The organism is Rhizobium sp. Root1212 (assembly GCF_001424985.1).
Classification (GTDB): Bacteria; Pseudomonadota; Alphaproteobacteria; order Rhizobiales; family Rhizobiaceae; genus Pararhizobium.
Genome location: NZ_LMDA01000001.1, coordinates 1,024,310 through 1,046,266, shown reverse-complemented (window position 1 = coordinate 1,046,266; position 21,957 = coordinate 1,024,310). Strand labels below are relative to the sequence as shown.

19 protein-coding genes, 1 tRNA gene and 1 pseudogene are annotated in these 21,957 nt (G+C 63.3%); 15 read left to right on the top strand and 6 right to left on the bottom strand.

What is annotated here, in order from left to right; translation table 11 throughout:
* Window positions 1-86: 86 nt before the first annotated feature.
* Entirely contained in the window at window positions 87-980 is an 894-nt protein-coding gene (ppk2, locus tag ASC86_RS04950; protein WP_056316850.1) for a polyphosphate kinase 2, read from the top strand.
* Window positions 981-1,134: 154 nt separating this feature from the next.
* Here ppk2 and ASC86_RS04945 read toward each other — a convergent pair whose 3' ends face one another.
* Window positions 1,135-2,340 (bottom strand): hypothetical protein, encoded by a 1,206-nt coding sequence (locus tag ASC86_RS04945; RefSeq protein WP_056316846.1) that lies wholly within the window; start codon window positions 2,338-2,340, stop codon window positions 1,135-1,137.
* A 282-nt stretch (window positions 2,341-2,622) separates the two neighbouring features.
* On the opposite strand from ASC86_RS04945, the gene ASC86_RS04940 reads away from it, so the two are divergent.
* Together ASC86_RS04940 and ASC86_RS04935 are read left to right on the top strand one after the other, a co-directional pair.
* Window positions 2,623-3,582, top strand: coding sequence for a nitronate monooxygenase family protein (locus ASC86_RS04940; protein ID WP_056316844.1), 960 nt, complete (start codon window positions 2,623-2,625; stop codon window positions 3,580-3,582).
* 110 nt (window positions 3,583-3,692) lie between these two features.
* A tRNA-Thr gene (locus ASC86_RS04935) sits at window positions 3,693-3,768 on the top strand.
* Between the two features lie 161 nt (window positions 3,769-3,929).
* Here ASC86_RS04935 and ASC86_RS04930 read toward each other — a convergent pair.
* Complete coding sequence (locus tag ASC86_RS04930) at window positions 3,930-4,184, bottom strand: hypothetical protein (protein WP_056316841.1); 255 nt, start codon at window positions 4,182-4,184, stop codon at window positions 3,930-3,932.
* 243 nt (window positions 4,185-4,427) lie between these two features.
* Complete coding sequence (locus ASC86_RS04925) at window positions 4,428-5,468, bottom strand: LacI family DNA-binding transcriptional regulator (protein ID WP_244477524.1); 1,041 nt, start codon at window positions 5,466-5,468, stop codon at window positions 4,428-4,430.
* A 244-nt stretch (window positions 5,469-5,712) separates the two neighbouring features.
* On the opposite strand from ASC86_RS04925, the gene ugpC reads away from it, so the two are divergent.
* From ugpC to ASC86_RS04870, 11 genes are all read left to right on the top strand, one after another.
* Window positions 5,713-6,789: a sn-glycerol-3-phosphate ABC transporter ATP-binding protein UgpC gene (ugpC, locus tag ASC86_RS04920; RefSeq protein WP_056316835.1), complete on the top strand. Its 1,077-nt coding sequence runs from the start codon at window positions 5,713-5,715 to the stop codon at window positions 6,787-6,789.
* A 34-nt stretch (window positions 6,790-6,823) separates the two neighbouring features.
* A complete protein-coding gene (locus ASC86_RS04915; protein WP_244477540.1) occupies window positions 6,824-8,044 on the top strand; it encodes an ABC transporter substrate-binding protein in 1,221 nt (406 codons plus the stop codon).
* A 76-nt stretch (window positions 8,045-8,120) separates the two neighbouring features.
* Window positions 8,121-9,056 (top strand): sugar ABC transporter permease, encoded by a 936-nt coding sequence (locus ASC86_RS04910; protein WP_244477523.1) that lies wholly within the window; start codon window positions 8,121-8,123, stop codon window positions 9,054-9,056.
* A 4-nt stretch (window positions 9,057-9,060) separates the two neighbouring features.
* A complete protein-coding gene (locus ASC86_RS04905) occupies window positions 9,061-9,915 on the top strand; it encodes a carbohydrate ABC transporter permease (protein ID WP_056316829.1) in 855 nt (284 codons plus the stop codon).
* Window positions 9,912-11,654: an L-arabinonate dehydratase gene (gene araD, locus ASC86_RS04900; RefSeq protein WP_056316827.1), complete on the top strand. Its 1,743-nt coding sequence runs from the start codon at window positions 9,912-9,914 to the stop codon at window positions 11,652-11,654. Before ASC86_RS04905 ends, araD begins: the two co-directional genes overlap by 4 nt.
* Window positions 11,655-11,666: 12 nt before the next feature.
* Entirely contained in the window at window positions 11,667-12,470 is an 804-nt protein-coding gene (locus tag ASC86_RS04895; protein WP_056316823.1) for an aldolase/citrate lyase family protein, read from the top strand.
* Between the two features lie 10 nt (window positions 12,471-12,480).
* On the top strand, window positions 12,481-13,365 hold the full coding sequence (locus ASC86_RS04890; protein WP_056316821.1) for an SMP-30/gluconolactonase/LRE family protein: 885 nt from the start codon (window positions 12,481-12,483) through the stop codon (window positions 13,363-13,365).
* A 3-nt stretch (window positions 13,366-13,368) separates the two neighbouring features.
* Window positions 13,369-14,133, top strand: coding sequence for an SDR family oxidoreductase (locus ASC86_RS04885; protein WP_082509878.1), 765 nt, complete (start codon window positions 13,369-13,371; stop codon window positions 14,131-14,133).
* Between the two features lie 11 nt (window positions 14,134-14,144).
* A complete protein-coding gene (locus tag ASC86_RS04880) occupies window positions 14,145-16,136 on the top strand; it encodes an alpha-glucosidase (RefSeq protein ID WP_056316816.1) in 1,992 nt (663 codons plus the stop codon).
* 2 nt (window positions 16,137-16,138) lie between these two features.
* Window positions 16,139-16,909 carry a TSUP family transporter gene (locus tag ASC86_RS04875; protein WP_056316813.1) on the top strand — a complete coding sequence of 257 codons (771 nt, stop codon included), beginning with the start codon at window positions 16,139-16,141 and terminating at the stop codon, window positions 16,907-16,909.
* Entirely contained in the window at window positions 16,906-18,375 is a 1,470-nt protein-coding gene (locus ASC86_RS04870; protein ID WP_056316811.1) for an NAD-dependent succinate-semialdehyde dehydrogenase, read from the top strand. The genes ASC86_RS04875 and ASC86_RS04870 overlap by 4 nt, the downstream gene beginning before the upstream one ends.
* A 77-nt stretch (window positions 18,376-18,452) precedes the next feature.
* Here ASC86_RS04870 and ASC86_RS26475 read toward each other — a convergent pair.
* The 3 genes and pseudogenes from ASC86_RS26475 to ASC86_RS04860 all read right to left on the bottom strand — a co-directional run.
* Window positions 18,453-18,605: pseudogene (locus ASC86_RS26475) on the bottom strand (protein sbm); the annotation flags it as partial.
* A 145-nt stretch (window positions 18,606-18,750) separates the two neighbouring features.
* Complete coding sequence (locus ASC86_RS04865) at window positions 18,751-20,112, bottom strand: HAMP domain-containing sensor histidine kinase (protein ID WP_056316809.1); 1,362 nt, start codon at window positions 20,110-20,112, stop codon at window positions 18,751-18,753.
* A complete protein-coding gene (locus ASC86_RS04860; protein WP_056316806.1) occupies window positions 20,099-20,776 on the bottom strand; it encodes a response regulator transcription factor in 678 nt (225 codons plus the stop codon). Before ASC86_RS04860 ends, ASC86_RS04865 begins: the two co-directional genes overlap by 14 nt.
* 332 nt (window positions 20,777-21,108) lie before the next feature.
* On the opposite strand from ASC86_RS04860, the gene ASC86_RS04850 reads away from it, so the two are divergent.
* Window positions 21,109-21,900 carry a hypothetical protein gene (locus ASC86_RS04850; RefSeq protein ID WP_244477522.1) on the top strand — a complete coding sequence of 264 codons (792 nt, stop codon included), beginning with the start codon at window positions 21,109-21,111 and terminating at the stop codon, window positions 21,898-21,900.
* The last annotated feature ends 57 nt before the right edge of the window (window positions 21,901-21,957 follow it).

Here is a 21,957-nt window from a genome sequence, read left to right as displayed (position 1 = left end):
TGACATGGATTTCACGACCTGCTTGAATTCGCAATGCGTTTGTGGCCTGCTCCCCAAAAACCGGCAGTGGCAGGGTGGAGACAGCAATGGGTGAACTTTCGATCGGTCTGGCGCAAAACGATCCTGTCGAACTGGAAATCGATGGCAAGCGCCGAAGCTTCGATGTCGACGATCCCGCGATGCCGGACTGGATCGGCAACGACGTTCTATCGTCGGGCGGCTTTCCCTATGACAAGAAGCTGAAAAGCGAGGACTACGAAAAGGACCTGGAAAAGCTGCAGGTCGAGCTGGTCAAGGTGCAGTTTTGGCTACAGGCCACCGGCAAGCGGGTGATGGCTCTGTTCGAAGGGCGCGACGCCGCCGGTAAGGGCGGCACCATCTATGCCACCCATTCCTACATGAACCCTCGTTCCGCCCGCGTCGTGGCGCTGACCAAACCGACCGAAACCGAGGCTGGGCAGTGGTATTACCAGCGTTACGTCTCGCATTTCCCGACCAAGGGCGAGTTCGTGATGTTCGACCGCTCCTGGTACAACCGCGCCGGCGTCGAGCCTGTCATGGGCTTCTGCACGCCGGAGCAATACGAAACCTTCTTCCGCCAGACGCCGCGCTTCGAGGAACTGATCGTCGATGACGGCATCTTCTTCTTCAAGTTCTGGCTCGATATCGGCCGCAAGATGCAGCTGAAGCGCTTCCACGACCGCCGCCACGATCCCCGGAAAATCTGGAAGCTGTCGCCGATGGATATCGCCGCACTCAGCAAATGGGACGATTATTCGAAAAAGCGCGACTGGATGCTGAAGGAAACCCATAGCAAGGATGCGCCCTGGACGGTGGTACGCGCCAACGACAAGCGCCGCGCCCGCCTGAACGTCATCCGCCACATCCTTCACCGGCTGGATTACGACGGCAAGGACCAGGGCGCGATCGGCAAAATCGACGACAAGATCCTCGGGTCGGGCCCTGATTTTCTGAAGTAGGGCGTTGTTTTCCCTTCTCCCCATCGGAGAGAAGGTGGCTCGAAGGCCGGGATGGGGGCTTTCCGCATGCTTGGAACATGCCGCATCACCCCTCGGTCACCTTTGCGGACATCTTCCCTGCAAGGGAAAAGGGCGCAAAAGGCTGGCGCCCCGCTTACTGCCCCGGAAGAACCCGGATGGCGAAGAGATTGAGGCTCTCGCCGGCGCCGGTCACGTCGCTCGAGAGAACGATGCTTCCGGGCTCGTTCGGCGCAAGGCTGCGGTCGAAGGTGACCTTGAACAGCATATCGATCTTTTCGTCATTGACGGTGAAGCGATGGCGGCCGCATTCGCCGAGGGTGCTGAAATCGCATTCCACGGAGAACTGCGTGGTCTTGCCCATGTCGGCCTGGACAGTGAGTGCTATCGTCGAGGTCTTGCCGGACAGTTGCTCCAGCACCGAAGCCGGGATCGGCAAACGGATATCGCCATCGGCCTCGGCGCTCGACGAGACCATGCGCAGATGCTGCCCGCCCTCGTCGCTCACCAGATCGGCGGAGGCACGCGCGCCTGCCTTCGGACCATCGCCGCTGCCGGGTGCATAGACGGAAATCCAGTCGCTGGAGAAGCCGGACTGCGCGCCGAGTGTCGAAAGGCCACCCGGAAAATCTTCCGACCTGACGCTGGCCGGCGGATTGGCGACGCTTCCGTCGCGCTCGGCCGCCGTCTGCAGCAGGCCGCTCGAAATCACCCACCAGCCGGCGGTGCCGAGGGCGGCGGCAAGCACGGCAATCACCATCAGGAAGGAGAAAATGCGGCTGCGCCAGCGGCGCTTCTTCGTCTTTTCCACCGCAATCGCGGTCTTGCGGCCGCGGTCCTTGCGATCCGCCTCGATCCGCGGTCCGTCGCCGGCCGTAAGGTCGGGCGTGTGCAATTCATCATCGGCGTCGCGCGCCAACCGCGGCTCGGGGGCGATTGTCGGCTCGACGCTTCTTGTGGCTATCAGCGGTTCGCCCCGAAGATTTGCCGGGCTTGCATCCTCGCGCCGGGTGGCGCGGCGATCCGGTGCGATGTCGAGGCTACTGTCGACCGAAGGCTCATCCTGGCGCGGCGGGGCGGCCTGTGTTGCCGGGGCTTCGACGGCCGCTTCAGCCTCGGCCTGCTTTTTCAGGCTGGTGCGCTCTTCCGTCTCGATAGCGTGGATCAGCACTTCCAGCCTGTGCCGCTGTTGGGCGATCACTTCGGGATCGTGCACATCCTGCTTGCGCAGGCCGGCTTCGAGCGCATTGCGCGCGGACTGGTAAATGCGGGCGCGCATTTCCGGGCTCGTCCGGTCGGAGCGCTCCAGCGCCTGCCGTATTGCCGTTTCCAGTCCGCTCACATCCGTCCTTTCGCTACCCCTTGGCGGTCGCCAACGAGGCCATCATCCGGTCCTTCCGCAAAGCGCGCCACCGGCCTTGAAACGCCAATGCCCACCTGCGATTAACGATTGGGTAACGGTTGCCGGCCCGATCTGCAAGTCTCGTGACTGTCGAGTCCGTGCAAGGTCTCAATAATCCCCGGCATTTCATGCTCCTCGTGGCATCTAGGCAAACACACACGTCGCTGCTACAAAAGCTTACGTTTACGCAAACGTCAAAAATCGATGAAGGAGGAAAACCCTATGTCCCTGCCAGCCATCCTCAGCGGAACCACGCGCCTTCCCGTCGTGGCGGCACCTCTTTTCATCATTTCCCATCCTGCATTGACGCTGGCGCAATGCAAGGCCGGCGTCGTCGGCTCCTTTCCGGCGTTGAATGCGCGCCCGCATTCGCAGCTCGACGAATGGCTTGCCGAAATCACCGAGGATCTCACGGCTTACAACGCCAGGAATCCGACCCGCCCGGCAGCCCCCTTCGCCGTCAACCAGATCGTGCACAAATCGAATGCCAGGCTGGAACAGGACCTGATGCTGTGCGTCAAATACAAAGTGCCGATCGTCATTTCCTCGCTCGGCGCTGTGCCGGAGGTCAACGCGGCAATCCATTCCTACGGCGGCATTGTCCTGCACGACGTGATCAACAATCGCCACGCCAATTCCGCCATCCGCAAGGGCGCGGACGGCCTGATCGCGGTTGCGGCCGGTGCCGGCGGCCATGCCGGCACGCTCTCTCCCTTCGCGTTGATTCAGGAAATCCGCAGCTGGTTCGACGGCCCGTTGCTGCTGTCGGGCGCGATCGCTACCGGCGGCGCGATCCTTGCCGCGCAGGCGATAGGCGCCGACATGGCCTATATCGGCTCCCCTTTCATCGCCACCAGCGAGGCCCGTGCCAGTGATGCCTACAAGCAGATGATCGTCGACAGCAATTCCGCCGATATCGTCTATTCCAACTATTTCACCGGCATTCACGGCAACTACCTCAAGGGCTCGATCCTTGCCGCCGGCATGGACCCCGCAGCGCTTCCCGAAGCCGATCCTTCGAAGATGGATTTCGAGACCGCGACCAGCGGCGCCAAAGCCTGGAAGGACATCTGGGGCAGCGGCCAGGGCATCGGCGCCGTCACATCGGTCACCCCGGTCGCAACGCTTGTAGATCGGCTTGAGCAGGAATACATCGCCGCCCGCCGGCGCCTGGCCCTTTGAGGGGGAGGTGTTTTTCCGGGGGTTGGTTTGAAATCCGGGCTTGAAATCCGCAAAGTTTGCTTGTATCAGCGCCTCACATTCGTTCACGGCTTGCTCCGCGAACGCTTCGGGCCGCTTTAGCTCAGTTGGTAGAGCACGTCATTCGTAATGACGGGGTCACGTGTTCGAGTCACGTAAGCGGCACCATTCAACCATCTGATACTGTAGCAATTTTTGCTGCCGATCCGCGTTGTCAACATATCGGATAGGCGCCGTGTCGGCACCCGGAATAAAATTCAAGCCGTGAAAATGATGCACAGAAAAGATGAGTTCTTGATTTGCAGCTCAGCAAAAGCTTCGTGCGCGGCCTACGAAACATCGTGCGCATCGGTGGCGAGCCGCCCATGACTACATCGAACAGCGTTTCGGTTGGCTTCTCTGACCTCGTTATAATGCGGCGTTACTAGCCCTAGGGTTGCGCTTTCGATCAGGGCGCGGGCATTTTCGATCCAAGGCGTGGCGGTCTGGAAATCCGGACCGGCGGAAAGCACGGTCTGAGGCGACAGATAGGAAGCCTCGATGATGTTGACCTTGGTGGTCTCCGCTCCTGACAGGAATTCCACGAACCCTTGCGATTTCTGCCGATGGCGCGCGAAGGAAGCGACATGCCATCCCCGGCGGCTCAGGCAACTGGCTGTTCGCCCACTCTCTTCGCCCCGGACAATGCACGAGCAATAACCCTAGAGAACGGCGCCTTTCCACCTTGGATTACACGGCGTGTCGTCCGTGCAGTCCCAATATTCGCCGGTCCGGCGTTCGTCCCGAGTGAGGCTGACATTGCGGCCTGCGAAGACCTTGCCGCTTCCTCAACTGCTCCGGCGATGCTGCAGCGTGAAGCGGGTGTCGATCGTCAGCTGCCTCTCGGGCTTTTCGCCGTTGAGATGGTCTTCGATCAGCCGTGCGGCTTCACGCCCGATGAGGTCGCCGGAGGGGCGGATGGTGGTGAGGGGCGGGTTGCAGGCAGCGCTGAAACTCAGGTCGCCGAAGCCGACGACGGCGAGCCGCTCGGGTACAGCGACCTTGAGCCGGTCGCAGGCAAACAGCGCGCCAAGCGCGATATGGTCGTTGGAGCAGGAGATGCCGTCGGCATCCGGATAGAGCCTGAGAGCGTCCGAAAGCAACATTGCACCGATTTCGGCGGACGCGGCGTCTGGATGTTCCACCACCCGCGCGGTGGCGCCGCCGTTGCGTGCGGCTTCCAGGAAGCCGTCGCAGCGTTGCTTGGCGCGACGGTCTTGATGCATGCGTGCGCCGAGGAAGACGAGGTTGCGGCGGCCCTGCTGGATGAGGTGCTCGGCGGCGGCGATACCGACCTGGTCGTGATGGAAGCCGATAGCGGAATCGATCTGCGGCCCGCCCAACTCCCAGATCTCGATGACGGGGATCGCGACATTGGCGAGCAGGCGGCGGGTCGCCGGGCTGTGAGATAGACCGGTGAGCACGATTGCGGCGGGCGCCCAGGAGAGCGCCATGCGAACCAATTCCTCCTCCTCGTGCTCGTCATATTCAGTGTGGCCGAGGATGAGTTGCAGGCGCTGCTTCTTCAGCGCCGTCTGCATGGCGGAGACCGTTTCGGCGAAGAAGGCATTGCGGACTGACGGTACGATGATGCTGACGGCGCGCGAAGACGCGGCCGCCAGGCCGCCGGCCATCAGGTTTGGTACGTAGTTGAGCTTGTCGATCGCCCGACTGATCGTCTGGCTTGCGCTCGCGGACACCGCCTCCGGTTTGCGCAGGAAGAGTGAGACGGTGGACGGCGAGACATTGGCGAGTTCGGCCACGTCGGTCATCGTTACCGACTGCATCTTGCGGCGATTGCGCGGCGGCTTCCGAATAATCTTTTCCATGGCCATCTCCGTAGCGCTATTATCGTACTTATAGCACAGTTTTTGAATTTCGACAATGAAAATGCCGCGCCAGTTTTGGCATAGTACAATGAATTAACAGCGTTTTCCGAACTATATCGGATCACTTTCGTCATCGTTCGAAACGAAAAATAAGTTTTCGAGCGCCATCTTGCATCATTTGAATCGTAGCGCTATTATTGTTGTCATCAAGCCGGAGGAACCTGGCCGCGATTGGGAGAGAGGAATGGCTTCTGTCAGCCTGCGAAAGCTGGAAAAGAGTTACGGTGCGCTCAGCATCGTCAAGGGTATCGACCTTGAGATCGGCGATGGTGAATTCGTGGTCTTCGTCGGACCGTCGGGATGCGGCAAGTCGACGACGCTGCGCATGGTCGCCGGCCTTGAAAGCATCAGCGGCGGGGAAATCCGCATCGGCGAGACCCTGGTCAACCGTCTGCCGCCGCGCGAACGTGACATCGCCATGGTCTTCCAGGACTATGCGCTTTATCCGCACAAGACGGTTCGCGAGAACATGGGCTTCAGCTTGAAGGTGCGCGGCATTCCGGCGCGCGATTCCGATGCGCGTATCAACGAGGCAGCCGAGATGCTCGGCATCGGCCATCTGCTGGAACGGCGCCCCGGCCAGCTTTCCGGTGGCCAGCGCCAGCGTGTCGCCATGGGCCGCGCCATCGTGCGCCGCCCGAAGATCTTCCTCTTCGATGAGCCGCTTTCCAACCTCGACGCCAAGCTGCGCGGCCAGGTGCGCACCGAGATCAAGCGCCTGCACCAGCAGATCGGCACGACGATTATCTATGTCACCCATGATCAGGTCGAGGCGATGACGCTCGCCGACCGCATCGTCATCCTCAAGGGCGGCGATATCGAGCAGGTCGGCACGCCGGACGAGGTCTACAACCGGCCGCAGAGCATCTTCGTCGGTGGCTTCGTCGGTTCTCCGGCGATGAATTTTGCCAAGGCCAAGGTCGATGCGGGTTGTCTCATCTTCGCCAATGGCAACCGGCTGGCGCTGTCGGCCGTGCGGCCGGGCCGCGAGCATGGGCTCGACGGGCGCGAAGTCGTCGTCGGCATCCGACCGGAACATTTCGGTCCGGCCGTCGATCCGGCGGTGGCGCTATCGGCGCGCGTGCAGGTCGTCGAACCGCTCGGCTCCGATACGCTGGTCCATTTCGCTGTCGGGGAGGACATGCTGACCGCCCGCATGCCACCGGAGGCGCGGCCTGAAACCGGTTCGGAATTCCGCATCGGCGTTGATCCGACGAAAATCCATCTTTTCGATGCCGCGAGCGAACGCGTCATCAACTGACAATCCACGGGAGGATAGAATGAATATCAGGTTCATGGCGGCCGCGCTCGCCGCCGCAAGCATGCTCGGTTCCATCACGCCGGCTTTTGCCGATACGGAACTGAAGATCTTCGTTTCCAGCCAGCACCAGCCGGATGTCTGGCGCAAGGTGCTCGACAAGTACGAGGCGGCCAATCCGGGCGTGAAAATCGCGATCGAGACCGGCGGCAACACCTCGGAAGCGCAGGCGCAGTATCTCAACACCGTCATGTCGGCGAAGGATTCGAACCTCGACATCCTGATGCTCGACGTCATCCGCCCGGCGCAATATGCGGCCGCCGGCTGGACGTCCGACTTCGAGGGCAAGGATATGTCGGTCTACCTGCCGGCCTATGCCGAGGCCAATACGGTGGATGGTAAGATCGTGGCGCTGCCGGCCTTTGCCGATGCCATGTTCCTCTACTACCGCAAAGACCTGCTCGATAAATACGGCATCGCCCCGCCGAAGACCTGGGAAGAGCTGGCGGCCGCCACCAAGAAAATCGCTGACGGCGAGAAGAACCCGGAGCTTCAGGGGCTGTCCTTCCAGGGCAAGGCGATCGAGGGCGCGGTCTGCACCTTCCTGCTGCCCTATTGGAGCCAGGGCAAGACCCTCGTCGAGAACGGCAAGCTCACCTTCGATCACGATGCGGCCGTCAATTCGCTGAAGCTGTGGAAGGGCTTCGTCGACGACGGGGTGGCCAAGAAGAACATCGCGGAAGTCGCGACCGACGACACGCGCAAGGAATTCCAGGCCGGCAGCGCCGCCTTCGCGGTGAACTGGTCCTATGCCTGGACGCATTTCCAGGGCGCTGAATCCGCCGTTGCCGGCAAGGTCGGCGTGACGCGTCTTCCCGCCCTTGGCGGCGGCGAGCAGGCAAGCTGCCTCGGTGGCTGGGAATGGGGCGTTTCGGCCTATTCCACCCATCAGGACGAAGCCAAGAAACTGGTCGAGTATCTTTCCGGCGAGGATGTCTCCGTCTTCATGGCGGCGAACGGTTCGCTGTTGCCCAGCTATGCCGGCGCCTACAAGAACGAGGAAGTACTGAAGGCTGTGCCGTGGTTTGCCGATGCGCTGCAGGTAGTCGAAACCGCCAAGGCCCGTCCGGTGACGCCGCGCTACAACGAGGTCAGCGAAGTCATCCGCACGACGGTCAACGCGGTGCTTGCCGGCGTCACCACGCCGGAAGACGGCGCCAGCCAGATCGAAGCGCGGCTGAAGCGCATCCTGCGCTGATCGGAACTGCCGGAGGGCAGGCGCGTCGTTCGCCTTCCTTCCGGCTCCCCAACCTGAATTGTCAGGAGTTGCACCGGTGACGAACACCTCCACCATCAATGCGGCAAGCACTGCCGATCGCGGCCCGCCGGCCTGGACGCGCTGGCTCGATCTCGGCGATCGGGCGCTCGCCGTGGTTCTGCTGGCCCCTGCAGCGATCCTTCTTGCTCTGATCATCGTCTATCCGGTGCTGCGCCTCGGCTATACAAGCTTCTTTAGCCTGTCGCTGACATCAGGCCTGCCGGCGGAATTCGTCGGGCTCGAAAACTACAGCCTCATGCTGGACGATCCGGTCTTCTGGGAAACCACCTGGAACACCGTCCTCATCACCTTGATCACCGTGCCCGGCGCCCTCCTCGTCGGGCTGGCACTGGCCCTGCTCGCCAATCTCCCTTTTGGCGTGCAGTGGCCGGTGCGCCTCTCGCTGCTCATTCCGTGGGCGCTGCCGCTGTCCTTCGCCGGCCTGATCTTCGCCTGGTTCTTCCATTCGGAATACGGCGTCGTCAACGACGTGCTCATGCGCCTCGGCTTCGAGGGCATCATCTGGTTCAACTCGCCGAACTGGGCCTTTGCCGCGATCTGTCTGACGATCATCTGGAAGACCTCGTCCTTCATGGCGCTGATCATCCTTGCCGGCCTGCAGACGATCCCGCGTTCGCTCTATGAAGCCGCCGATGTCGATGGCGCCGGCCGTATCCGCCAGTTCTTCGAGATCACGCTGCCGCTCTTGAAGCCCTCGATCGTGGTGGCGCTGATTTTCCGCACCATCACAGCGCTGCAAACCTTCGACATCCCCTACATGATGACCGGCGGCGGTCCCGGCACCTCCACCGCGACGCTCGCCATGTACATCCACCAGAACACGGTCTCCTTCCTCGATCTCGGCTATGGTTCGGCGCTCGCCGTCGTGATGTTCGCCCTGTCGATGTGCGTGACCGCCGTCTATCTCCGCGCCATCCGGACCAAGGAATAAGCCCATGAGCGCTGTCGCCGCCTCCGGATTTTCCGGCCTCTTCTCCGGCCGCCCGCTGCGTTTGCTCGCCGGTGCCGTGCTGATCGTCAACGGCATGTTCCCGGCCCTGTGGATACTGTTCACCTCGCTGAAGACGGAAGCGGAACTGACCGCCAAGCCGATCACATGGATTCCGCACGCCCCGACCTTTGCAAACTACATGCAGGCCTTTTCCGACCAGCCGTTGCATCTTTTCCTGTTCAACAGCTTCATGGTGGCGCTGTTGTCCACCTGCCTGACGTTGTTCATCTCGGTGCTGGCGGCCTATGCGCTGGCGCGGCTCAACCTGCGCTACCGCGGCCTCATCCTGTCGCTGATCATCGCCGTCTCCACCTTTCCGCTGGTGACGCTGCTCGTGCCGCTGTTCGAGATCATGCGCACGCTGAACCTGCTCAACACTTGGATCGCGCTGGTGCTGCCCTATACGGTGTTGTCGCTGCCGGTCTGCACGCTGATGCTCGTCTCTTTCTTCGAGGGCATTCCGCGCGATCTCGAAAACGCCGCGATGATCGACGGCTGCACGCGCATGGGTGCGCTGTTCAAGGTGGTCGTGCCGCTCTGCGCGCCGGGCGTCTTCACCGCCGGTATCCTTGCCTTCGTCAATGCCTGGGATGAGTTTCTGCTGGCACTCTCTTTCAATTCCAATCCGTCGCTGCGCACCCTGCCGGTCGGCATCCAACTCTACCAGGGCGAGTTTGCCTTCCCTTGGCCGGTCATTTCCGCCGCGCTCGTCGTCGGCATCGTGCCCGTCGCCGTGCTGATCGTCATCTTCCAGGAACGTGTCGTCTCAGGCCTCACCGCCGGGGGGATCAAGGGATGAGTGAGACGAAGAAGCGCGAGCTTTCCGAACTGCGCAGCCAGCGCTGGTTCGCCTCCGACGACATGCGGGCCTTCGCGCACCGCCAGCGCACCCAGCAGATGGGCATGCGCCGCGAGGAGTTCATGGGCCGGCCCGTGATCGGCATCATCAACACGTGGAGCGAGATGAGCCCCTGCCATTCGCATCTGCGCGACCGGGCCGAGGCCGTCAAGCGTGGCGTCTGGCAGATGGGCGGCTATCCCGTGGAACTGCCGGCGATCTCTGTCGGCGAGGTCATGGTGAAGCCGACCACCATGCTCTACCGCAATTTTCTCGCCATGGAATGCGAGGAGCTGCTGCGCTGCCACCCGATCGACGGCGCCGTGCTGCTCGGCGGCTGCGACAAGTCTACGCCGGCGCTGCTGATGGGCGCTTTTTCGATGGATATCCCGGTCATCTTCTGCCCCGCCGGCCCGATGTCGAATGGCCAGTGGCGCGGCGTGAAGACGGGTGCCGGCACCCACACCAAGAAGTATTGGGATGAACTGCGCGCCGGCAACATCACCCGTGACGACTGGGTGGACCTCGAAAGCCGCATGACGCGTTCGCCCGGCACCTGCAATACCATCGGTACGGCCTCGACCATGACCTCCATTGTCGATGCGATGGGCATGACGCTGTCGGGTGCCTCCTCCATCCCAGCCGTCGATTCCGGCCATACGCGCATGGCGTCGGCCTGCGGGTCGCGCATCGTCGAGATGGTCTGGGAAGATTTGAAGCCTTCGAAAATCCTCAACCGCGACAGCTTCCTCAACGGCCTCGTCGCCTATATGGCGCTCGGCGGCTCGACAAATGCCGCCGTGCACCTGATCGCCATGGCAAAGCGGGTCGGCATCGAACTGACGCTCGACGATATGGCCGAGATGGCCGGCAAAGTGCCGGTCGTCGCCAATGTCTTCCCCTCCGGCGAATACCTCATGGAGGACTTTTATTTCGCCGGCGGCGTCAACGCGATGCTCAAAAAGCTCTCGCGGCACCTGAAGCTCGATCGGCCGACCGTCAGCGGCCAGACCCTCGGCGAGAACATCGCCGCGGCCGATTGCTGGAACGACGAGGTGATCCGCGGCGAGGACAATCCCGTCGTGCCGCTCTCGCGCGGCAAGACGCTGGAAGTCTTGCGCGGCAACCTCGCCCCCAACGGCGCTGTGATGAAATCCTCTGCCGCCAATCCGAAGTTCCTCAAGCATGTCGGCCCGGCCATCGTCTTCGATGATCCGCGCACCATGAACAAGACGCTCGACGACCCCGACCTCGACATCACCGAGGATACGGTGATCGTGCTGCGCAATGCAGGTCCTGTCGGCGCGCCCGGCATGCCCGAATGGGGCAATCTGCCGATCCCGAAGAAGCTGCTGAAGCAGGGCGTGCGCGACATGGTGCGCATCTGCGACGGGCGCATGAGCGGAACGCACTACGGCACCTGCATCCTGCACGTCTCCCCGGAAGCCGCCATCGGCGGTCCGCTGGCGCTGCTCATGACCGGCGACCTGATCGACCTCGATGTCGCCGCCGGCACGATCGACATGCGCGTTTCGGACGAGGAGCTGGCCCGCCGTCGGGGCGATTGGAAGCCTTCCGCCCCTATCTACGAACGCTCCTTCGCCGCCCTCTACCAGCGCCATGTCAGCCAGGCGCACGAGGGCTGCGACTTCGACTTCCTGACCGGCACGCAACCCGTGCCTGAACCGCCGATCTACTAAGGGACAAGACCCATGAGCAGCAACAACCCCTTCAAGTCCTGGCTCGGCGATGCCACGCGCGCTACCCCGCTCGGCACTTGGCTGATGGCCGCAGCCCCCGCGACGGCGGAAGCGCTCGGCTACGGCGGCTTCGATTTCCTCGTCGTCGACATGGAGCATGTGCCGGTCGAGTTCACCGATCTCGCCCATATCCTGCGCGCTATCGGCTGCACGCCGGCCGACGCCGTGGTGCGGCTCGCCTGGAACGATCAGGTGCTGGTCAAGCGGGCGCTGGATGCCGGCGCACGCACCGTCATGCTGCCCTTCGTACAGAGTGCGGAAGAGGCGAAGGCTGCGGCATCCTATACGCGCTATCCGCCGCACGGCATTCGCGGCGTCGCCGCCGTGCATCGCGGCTCGCGTTTCGGCACGATCCCGAACTATCTCCAGACCGCCAACGACGACATCTGCACCATCGTCCAGCTCGAAACGCCGGAGGCGATCGAGCGGCTGCCGGAGATCGCCGCCGTCGAGGGCATCGATGCGCTGTTCGTCGGTCCGGGTGACCTTTCTGCCGCCATGGGCCATATCGGCAATATCGCTCATCCCGAAGTGCAGGCGCTGATCGAGAAGGCGGCCAAGGATGCGCACGCTGCGGGCAAGCCCGTCGGTATCGTCGGCCCCAACCCCGACATGGTGAAGCGCTTCCTCGGCTACGGCTACGATTTTGCCGCCATCGCCTCCGACATCGCCATGATGACGGGCCGCGCCAACGAATGGCTCGGCCAGCTGAAAGGCGTAACTCAGGCGCCCGCCGCGGCGACGGCAGCTTACTGAGGATAAGACGGTGGAACACGGTTTCAGCCCCGTTCTCGATTTTCAGGCCGCCCTTGGCGAATCCCCGCTCTGGTCGGTCGCCGAGCAGGCGCTTTATTTCGTCGATATCAAGCGCTGCCGCATCCATCGCTACGATCCCGCGACGGAAGCACTGGCAACGATGGAATTGCCGGAGGAAGTCGGCTGCATCGCTCTCGCCCGCGGCGGCGGCTTCATCGCCGGCCTGCGCTCCGGTCTCTGGCTGCTTGACGCTGACGGTACGCCGCAGAAAAAGCTTGCCGACAATCCCGAGGATCAGACCATCAGCCGCTTCAACGACGGCGGCGTCGATCCCGCCGGCCGCTTCGTCGCGGGTACGGTGGACGAGACACGCGAAAAGGGCATCGCCAGCCTTTACCGTTACGACAGCCGCGGCCTGGTGCGCCTCGCCGAAGGGCTGCTGACCTCCAACGGCGTCGCCTTCTCGCCGGACGGGCGACGGCTCTATCATTCCGATACGCTGCGCTACACGCTCTATATCTATGACTACGACCCGGCGACAGGTGCGGCGACGAACCGCCAGGTGTTCGCTCGCTTCGGCAGCGAGACCGACAAGGGCCGCCCGGACGGCGGCGCGGTGGATGCAGAAGGCTGCTACTGGACGGCACTCTTCGAAGGCGGCCGCGTGCAGCGCTATGCACCCGACGGCACACTCCTTGCCGAGTATCCGGTGCCCGCGAAATGCCCGACCATGATCGCCTTCGGCGGACCGGATATGAAAACACTTTACTGTACCAGTGCCAGCATCGGCCGCCCCGCAGAAGAACTTGCCGAATATCCGCATGCCGGCGCGTTGTTTTCCATGCGCACCGACGTCGCCGGCCTCGCCCGGCCCCTGTTCAACCCAGCCCGCTGAGGCATGCCCATGACCTACGATACCGTCCGCTACCATTCGCTCGAAGGCCGCAATGTGCTGATTACCGGCGGCGCCTCCGGCATCGGCGAGGCGATGGTGTGCGCCTTCCGCGCGCAGGGCGCCAATGTTTCCTTCCTCGATATCGACGAAGCAGCCGGCAAGGCGACGGCGCAGGCGACCGGTGCGGAATTCCACGCCTGCGACCTCACCGATATTCCGGCGCTCCGTGCAGCAGTGGCCGAGGTTGAGGCAAGGCATGGGGCCGTGGATGTGCTCGTCAACAATGCCGGTAAGGACGATCGCCACCGTATGGACGAGGTGGAGCCCGATTACTGGCGGCGCATGCTGGCACTGAACCTCGACCACCAGTTCTTTGCCACGCAAGCCGTTGCCAAGGGCATGCGCGAAAAGGGCAGGGGCTCCATCGTCATGATGGGCTCGGTCTCCTGGATGCGCGGCAATCCGGTGATGGTCGGCTACACCACTGCGAAGGCAGCGATCAACGGCATGACGCGCACACTCGCCCGCGATCTCGGCCCCGACGGTATCCGCGTCAATTGCATCGTGCCGGGCGCGGTCGTCACCGAGCGCCAGAAGGCGCTCTGGGCCGGGCCGGAAGAAAGCCAGAAATTCATCGACCTGCAATCGCTCAAATTCCGCCTCGATGCCGGCCATGTCGCCCGCCTCGCACTCTTCCTCGGCTCGGACGAAAGCAACGGCTGCACCGGCGCCAATTTCATCGTCGATGCCGGCCTCACGCAGAATTGAAGGTTTTTGTCATGCTTCTCGAAAAGATCGCCAACGGCTTCACGCTTTGCCTCGACGGCCGCGAGATCCTGCGCCACACGCCTGAAAATCCCGCCATCTTCGTCGGCCACGGCGAGGAGCGGATGGAGATGTACCGCGGCAATTTCGACATCGAGGACTATGTGGTCGAGCGCATAGCGCTCGCCCATGCCGAGGTCGAAGGCAACACGATCCGTCTCTCCAACGCGCCCGGCCAGCCAGTGCGCTTCGTGCTGACGGTGGAAGGCGACAGCCTTCGGCTGAAAGCGCCGGATGCATCCATCAATCGCCTCTGGCTGCGCACCGTCGCGGAAAAAGCCGAGCACGTTTGGGGCGGCGGCGAGCAGATGTCCTATTTCGACCTGCGCGGCCGCCGCTTCCCGCTCTGGACCTCCGAGCCGGGCGTCGGCCGCGACAAGACGACCGAAATCACCTTCCAGTCCGACGTGTCAGGCAAGTCGGGCGGCGACTATTACAACACCAATTATCCGCAGCCGACCTATGTCTCGTCGCGGCGCTATGCGCTGCATGTCGATACCACGGCCTATGCCGTCTTCGATTTCCGCCGTGAGGGTTTTCACGAGGTTGAAGTTTGGGAAGTGCCGGATAAGATCGAGTTCTTCACCGCAGGTACCTTCCGCGATCTCGTTTCGAAACTCTCTTTGCGTTTCGGTCGCCAGCCGCAATTGCCCGATTGGGTCTACCACGGCGCGATCATCGGCCTCAAGGACGGCAAGACCTCCTTCGAGCGTCTTGAAAAGATGCGTGCCGCCGGTGTCAAGGTTTCGGGCCTCTGGTGTGAGGATTGGGTGGGGCTGCGCCACACCTCCTTCGGCGCGCGCCTCTTCTGGGACTGGGTGGGCAATGAGGAGCGCTATCCGCACCTGCGACAGAAGATCGCCGAGCTTGCCGACGAGAACATCCGCTTCCTCGGCTATGTGAACCCGTATCTCTGCGTCGATGGCTCGCTCTTCCCGGAAGCGGAAGCAAAGGGCTATTTCGCGACGGATGCCGAGGGCAAGACCGCCCTGGTCGATTTCGGCGAGTTCGATTGCGGCGTGGTCGATTTCACCAATCCGGATGCCAGCGCCTGGTTCGCCGAGCGGGTGATCGGCGAGAATATGCTCGATTTCGGCCTTTCCGGCTGGATGGCGGATTTCGGCGAATACCTGCCGATCGACGTGCACCTTGCCAACGGCGTCGACGCCAAGCTGATGCACAATGCTTGGCCGACGCTCTGGGCCGAGGTCAATGCCCGCGCCGTCGAAAGCCGCGGCAAGACGGGCGAGGCGCTGTTCTTCATGCGCGCCGGCTATACCGGCGTGCAGACCTATTGCCCGCTGCTGTGGGGCGGCGACCAGTCAGTGGATTTTTCCCGCCACGACGGGCTCGTGACTGTCATGTCCGGCGCGCTCTCTTCCGGCCTGCTCGGCAATGCCTATCATCATTCCGATATCGGCGGTTACACCAGCCTCTTCGGCAACGTACGCACGGCCGAACTCCTGATGCGCTGGGCGGAGATGGCGGCGTTTACACCGGTCATGCGCACCCATGAGGGCAACCGCCCGCGCGACAATCTGCAGATCGACCAGGACGAGGCGGTGCTTGCCCATTTCGCGCGCATGACGGCGATCTACGTGCATCTCGCGCCCTATCTGAAGGCGCTGTCGGGCGAGGCCGCTGAGACCGGCCTGCCGGTCCAGCGCCCGCTCTTCCTGCATCATGAGGACGACTGCGCGACTTACGCCATCCAGGATGCCTACCTCTACGGCGCGGACCTGCTGATCGCCCCCGTCTGGAAGGCGGGGGAGACAAACCGGACCGTCTATCTGCCAAAAGGGGAGCGCTGGGTACAGGTCTGGAGTGGTGCGATCCATGAGGGTGGTCGCGAGGTAACGGTTTCCGCGCCGCTTGGACAGCCGCCGGTCTTCTATCGCGAAGGCGCGGAGCGGGCGGCGATGTTTGCGGGCATCGGGACACTCTGAACATGGATACGGCCAGCCTCGTCATCCTGCTGCTGCTGGCGGCAGGCGCCTCCTACGTGCAGACGCTGACCGGCTTCGCACTCGGTCTCCTGATGATGGGCGGGGTGGGGCTGACGGGTGTCGTGCCACTGCCGGATGCCGCGGTGCTTGTGGGCATCCTTGGGCTGGTCAATGCGGCGCAGGTGCTCGCCAAGGGCTGGCGCGACATCGCACGGCGTGAATTCCTGCTGGTCATCGTCGTCAGCCTTGCCTCCCTTGTGCTCGGCTACTGGCTGCTGGGCTTGATGGTCGCCGCCTCGCTCGACTGGCTGAAACTCACGCTCGGAGGAATCATCCTCCTCTCCAGTCTCCAGCTTCTCCTGCGGCCCACGCCGTTTGAAAAGCCCTCGGGGGCGGGCTCCTTCGTGTTCTTCGGCGCCATTGCAGGCATCATGGGCGGTCTGTTCTCCACCGCCGGCCCGCCGCTCGTCTACCACTTCTATCGCCAGCCGCTCCGGCCGGTTGCCATCCGCGAGACGCTCGTCGCCATCTTTGCGGTCAACGGCATGCTGCGCCTGGTGCTTGTGGGGCTCGCGGGGAACATGCCGTCCTCGTCCTTCTGGTGGGGCCTGCTCTGTATTCCCGTCGTCATGGCCTTCACCGCGCTCGCCCGTCGCTACCCGCCGCCGCTGACGCCGACCGGCCTCCGGCGCGCCGCCTTCTGTCTTCTGTTCCTGTCCGGCCTGTCGCTCGCTGCGCCCGCCTTCCTCAAGCTTTTCGGAGATTTCTCATGACGCACTCGCTCAAAGTCGCTCTCAAGGATGCAAGCTTGCTGTGCGACAAGGCCTTCGTCGCCGGTCGCTGGGTTTCCGCCGCGGACGGCAAGACCTTCGCCGTCACCGATCCCTTTGACGGCTCCGTCATCGTCGAGGTTCCCTCGCTCTCGCGCGAGGAGGTGGGAAGCGCCATTGACGCTGCCGAAGTGGCGCAGAAGCTCTGGGCCAAACGCACCGCAAAGGAGCGCGCCAGGGTGCTCAACGCCTGGTTCCAGCTCATTCTCGACAATGCCGACGACCTCGCGCTGATCCTGACCAGCGAGCAGGGCAAGCCGCTGGCGGAAGCCAGGGGCGAGGTAGTATCGAACGCGGCCTATCTCGAATGGTTCGCGGAAGAAGCCAAGCGTATCGACGGCGACATCATCCCTGGCGCAAATGCCGGCCAGCGCATCATGGTGCTGAAGCAGCCGGTCGGCGTCTGCGCGGCCATCACACCGTGGAACTTCCCGAACGGCATGATCACCCGCAAGGCGGGGCCGGCGCTCGCCGCCGGTTGTTCCATGCTCCTGAAGCCCGCCTCGCAGACGCCGCTGTCGGCGTTGGCGCTGGCCGTGCTGGCAGAGCGGGCAGGGGTGCCGTCGGGCGTGTTCTCCGTCGTCACCGGCGAGGCGCGGCCGATCGGCACGGAGTTCTGCCATAACCCCAAGGTCGCCAAGATCACCTTCACGGGTTCCACCGGCGTCGGCCGCTGGCTGATGAAGGAGGCCGCCGACGGTATCAAGCGCCTGTCGCTGGAGCTTGGCGGCAACGCGCCCTTCATCGTCTTCGACGACGCCGATCTCGATGCGGCCGTGGAAGGCGCGATGATCTCGAAATTCCGCAATGCCGGCCAGACATGCGTGTGCGCCAACCGCATCTATGTGCAGGAAAGCGTGGCGGAAGCCTTCACGGAAAAGCTGCTGGCGAGGGTTTCCGCCATCACGCTCGGCCGGGGCACGGAAGCGGGCATCACGCAGGGTCCGCTGATCGACGATAAGGCCGTGGCCAAGATCGAGGAGCATGTAGCCGACGCGCTGGAAAAAGGCGGAACGCTCATTGCGGGCGGCAAGCGCAGCGCGCTTGGCGGCACCTTCTACGAGCCCACTGTCATCACGGGCGTCACACAGGCAATGAAAGTCGCGAGCGAAGAGACTTTTGCCCCGCTTGCCCCGATCATTTCGTTCAAGGACGAGGATGAAGTCATCGCCATGGCCAACGACAGCGAATACGGCCTTGCTTCCTATTTCTACGCCAGAGACATGGCTCGTGTCTGGCGCGTGGCCGAGGCGCTGGAGGCCGGCATTGTCGGCGTGAATTCGGGCCTGATCGCCAACGAGATGGCCCCCTTCGGCGGGGTCAAGCAATCCGGCCTCGGTCGCGAGGGCTCGAAATACGGCATCGAGGGCTTCCTTGAGATCAAATATGTCTGCGTCGCGGGGCTCTGACGATGCGAAGGGATGCGGCTAAAGGTGCTGTTCGCGAAAATGAACGACCTCGCCAGCGGCACCTCCTCGGCCCCGATACGGCCTTCGACGAGATCGAGCACGGCATTGGCCGCGTAGAGCACGTTGGTGCCGGGGCCGAAGACGGCAGCCACTCTGTTTTCCATGAGGGAATCCTAATTCTGCCGCGGAATGACGCCGCCGACGACCACGACGATGACCTCCTAACCACGGTCGACGGCCGCCTGCCGACGGCTTCGTCGTTCGGGCGTTTCGGCAGGCCGTCGGCAATCGCTTTCGTCATACCGCCGAGCGTCCACCTCCTCGATCAGCGCCCAGGCCTTTCGGAGAGCGACAAGCTCGGGGGAACCCTTGCGGTCACGTTCCAACGCTCCGCCGAAAAGTCAACGCAACCCGCAGCCCCGGTTCTGCATCGGCCAGCACGAGATCGGCGCTGTGAAGGTCGGCCACCGCTTTCACCAGCGCCAGCCCCAATCCGGTGCCTTCCGTGCTTCGGCTTTGCTCGAGCCGGTAGAGGCGGCGCAGGACCTTTTCGCGCTCTTCCGCGGGGATGCCAGGTCCGGTGTCGCTCACGGATGCGATCACCAGGTCGGCAGTTCCGCGCACGGCGCAGGTGATCCGCGTGCCGGGGGCGCAATGGCGGATCGTGTTTTCGATGAGATTTGCCAGGGTTTGCGTCAGCAGTTCCCTGTCGCCGCTCACCGGGGCTGGATCGGTAACATCGAGATACAGGGTATGGCCGGCGTCGGCGGCCACATCGGCATAAATCTCCGCCATGATCTGCATCAGGCCGGTCAGATCGACAGTCGTGAACTGCGCGCGCCGCGCGCCGCTCTCGATCTGGGCGATGCGGAGCAGGGCGGAGAAGGTCTCGTTGATCCGGTCGCTTTCGGCGATCGCCGCCATCAGATCGTCTTCGGCGGGGAGGCCGTCCGCAAGCCTGGTGGCGGCATTCTCGATCCTGATGCGCAACCGGTTGAGGGGGGTGCGCAGGTCGTGGGCAATATCGGCGCTGACTTGCCGCATCGCCTCGACAGAGCTTTCGAGCCGGACGAGACTGGCATTGATCGCCGAAGAGATGCGGTCGAGATCGTCTCCCCGCCCGGAAACCGGCAGGCGTGCGGACAAATCGCCATGCGCCAGCAGGGCGACGGCGGCCTCGGCGCTGGAAAGCCGGCTTTGGACCCGCGCTGCGAGGATCGCGCCGGCCGCAACGGTCGCAAGCCCCGCAACGAGGGCCGCCCATCCGAAGGCGCCGAGAACGATGTTTTGCAACTGCTGTTGATCGGAATTGGCCAGGGCGACCGTAAGTCGGTATTGCCCGGCCGGCCCTGAAAATACCCGGTAGAGATAATTGGTGGGAATGTCCAATTCGGCGGCCGCGATCGTGGACCAGCCGCGTGGCAGCGCGGTGTCCCTTATGTTGCCTGCAAGCAACTGGCCGTTGTCGTCCGTCAGTAGATAGGCGGTCGATCGATCCGGACTGGCCTGGATGCGGGTGGTGATGGCTTCGATGAGGTCGACCCGGTCGTTGAGCAGGCTTGTCTGGGCGATGGCCGTGAAGATCTCGGTCACGCGGGCGTCCTGCCGCGTCGACAGTCGTTCCCGCATCAGACCGTAGCCGACACCGCCGGCAAGGATCAGTGTCGTCAGCACGAGCAGGGTCACGCCCAGCGCCAGCCGGAACGAGCTGTGCCGCCACAGGTCAGCGGGACGCATGAAGCGAATAGCCCATGTTCTTGACCGTGTGCAGCAAGGCAGTTTCGAAGGGTTTGTCGATTTTGGCGCGCAGGCGGCTGACATGGGTCTCCACCACCGAGGTCTTGGGATCGAAATGGAAATCCCAGACCCGCTCCAGAAGCATGGTGCGCGTCACCACCCGTCCCTCATTGCGCATCAGCACTTCGAGCAGCGTGAATTCGCGGGGAAGGAGATCGATCGGCTGGCCGGCGCGGACGGCGGTCCTGCGCATCAGATCAAGCTCCAGATCGGCGACGCGCAACACGGTCTTCACCTCCTGCACCGGCGGGCGGCGGGCGAGCGCGTTGACGCGCGCCATCAGCTCGGCGAAGGCGAAGGGCTTGGTCAGGTAATCGTCGGCGCCCGCCTCCAGCCCGTCGACCCGGTCGTCGATGCCGCCGAGCGCCGTCAGGAACAGAACCGGTGTCCTGCGGCCTGCGGCCCGCAAGGCCCGAACGAGCGACAGCCCGTCCAGCCCCGGCAGCATCCGGTCGATCACCAGCACATCATAGGTCTCGCGGGTCGCCTGAAACAGGCCGTCGGTGCCCTCAGCCAGTACATCGCAGGCATGGCCCTGTTCGGTGAGGCCGCGCGCGACATAAGCGGAAACGGAAGGATCATCCTCGATCAGCAGGATACGCATGGGGAGCTTTCGGTTCTTCAAGGAAGGAGCAGCGGCAGTCCGGATACGAGAGCGGCTTAACGCCCGGTTCTCGCTCACTATACAAATCTGTAATCCGGTTGAAAGCTGGCTGCATGGCAAGGCGTTTAATGCCGTCCGGGCCGGGGCACATCGCCCCGCCGGAGAGATCATGAAATAGCCTCCCACCTCGATCGCCGGGCCGCGTGCCGCTTGCGCCTGCCGCGCCCCTCGCTCCTTCGGTCCAGACCCGCATGATGCCCGTCTTCCGACAGCCCAAACCCTGCCCCGAACCACCGGGACCGGGCCTTCGTGAACCGTAAGCAGGATTGACAATGAACAGTTCGAACATGGAAAAGACCGATCCGACCCGGATCGGCAACAAGATCGCGACCGTGACGGCCGCCTTCTGGCTTCTGAAAATTCTGGCGACAACCCTTGGAGAAACCGCGGGCGATTTTCTGGCCCAGACGCTCGGCCTCGGTTATGTCGCAGGGCTGGCGATTACCGGGGGCCTGCTGCTCCTGCTGCTCGCCGCCCAGATTCGGGCGCGGGAGTATCACCCCGTCCTGTTCTGGGCCGCGATCGTCGGCACGACGACTGCAGGCACCGAGATTTCCGACATGATGGACCGGACCCTGGAGCTTGGCTACGCCACCGGCTCGGTGCTGCTGCTTCTGGGGCTGCTCGTGGCGCTGGCGGTCTGGTACAGGAGGGAGGGCACGCTCTCCATCGAGGGCATAAGGCATCGCCAGGCCGAGGCGATGTTCTGGATCGCTGTGCTGTTTTCCAACAGCCTGGGCACCGCCTATGGCGATTTCCTGGTAGACAATCTTTCGCTCGGATATCTCGCCGCCGCCGCGGTCTGCACCGCCGTCATCGCGGTCGTGATCCTGCTGCACTATAGCCACGCCATCAACGATGTGGCGCTTTTCTGGGTTGCCTTCATCTTTACGCGACCGTTCGGCGCGACATTCGGCGATCTCCTGACCAAACCGCTGGCAAAGGGCGGCTTCGATCTCGGCACACAGAATGCCTCGTTGGTCTGCTTCGTGCTGATGGCCGTTCTCATCGGCCTCACGATGCGGGCAAGCCGCCAGCCGCAGCCCCAGTTGGTGCGCAAGTGACGATGTGGGGGCGGCGCAAGGTCGCCCCCACACGAAATCCGCCGCCATTACAGATCT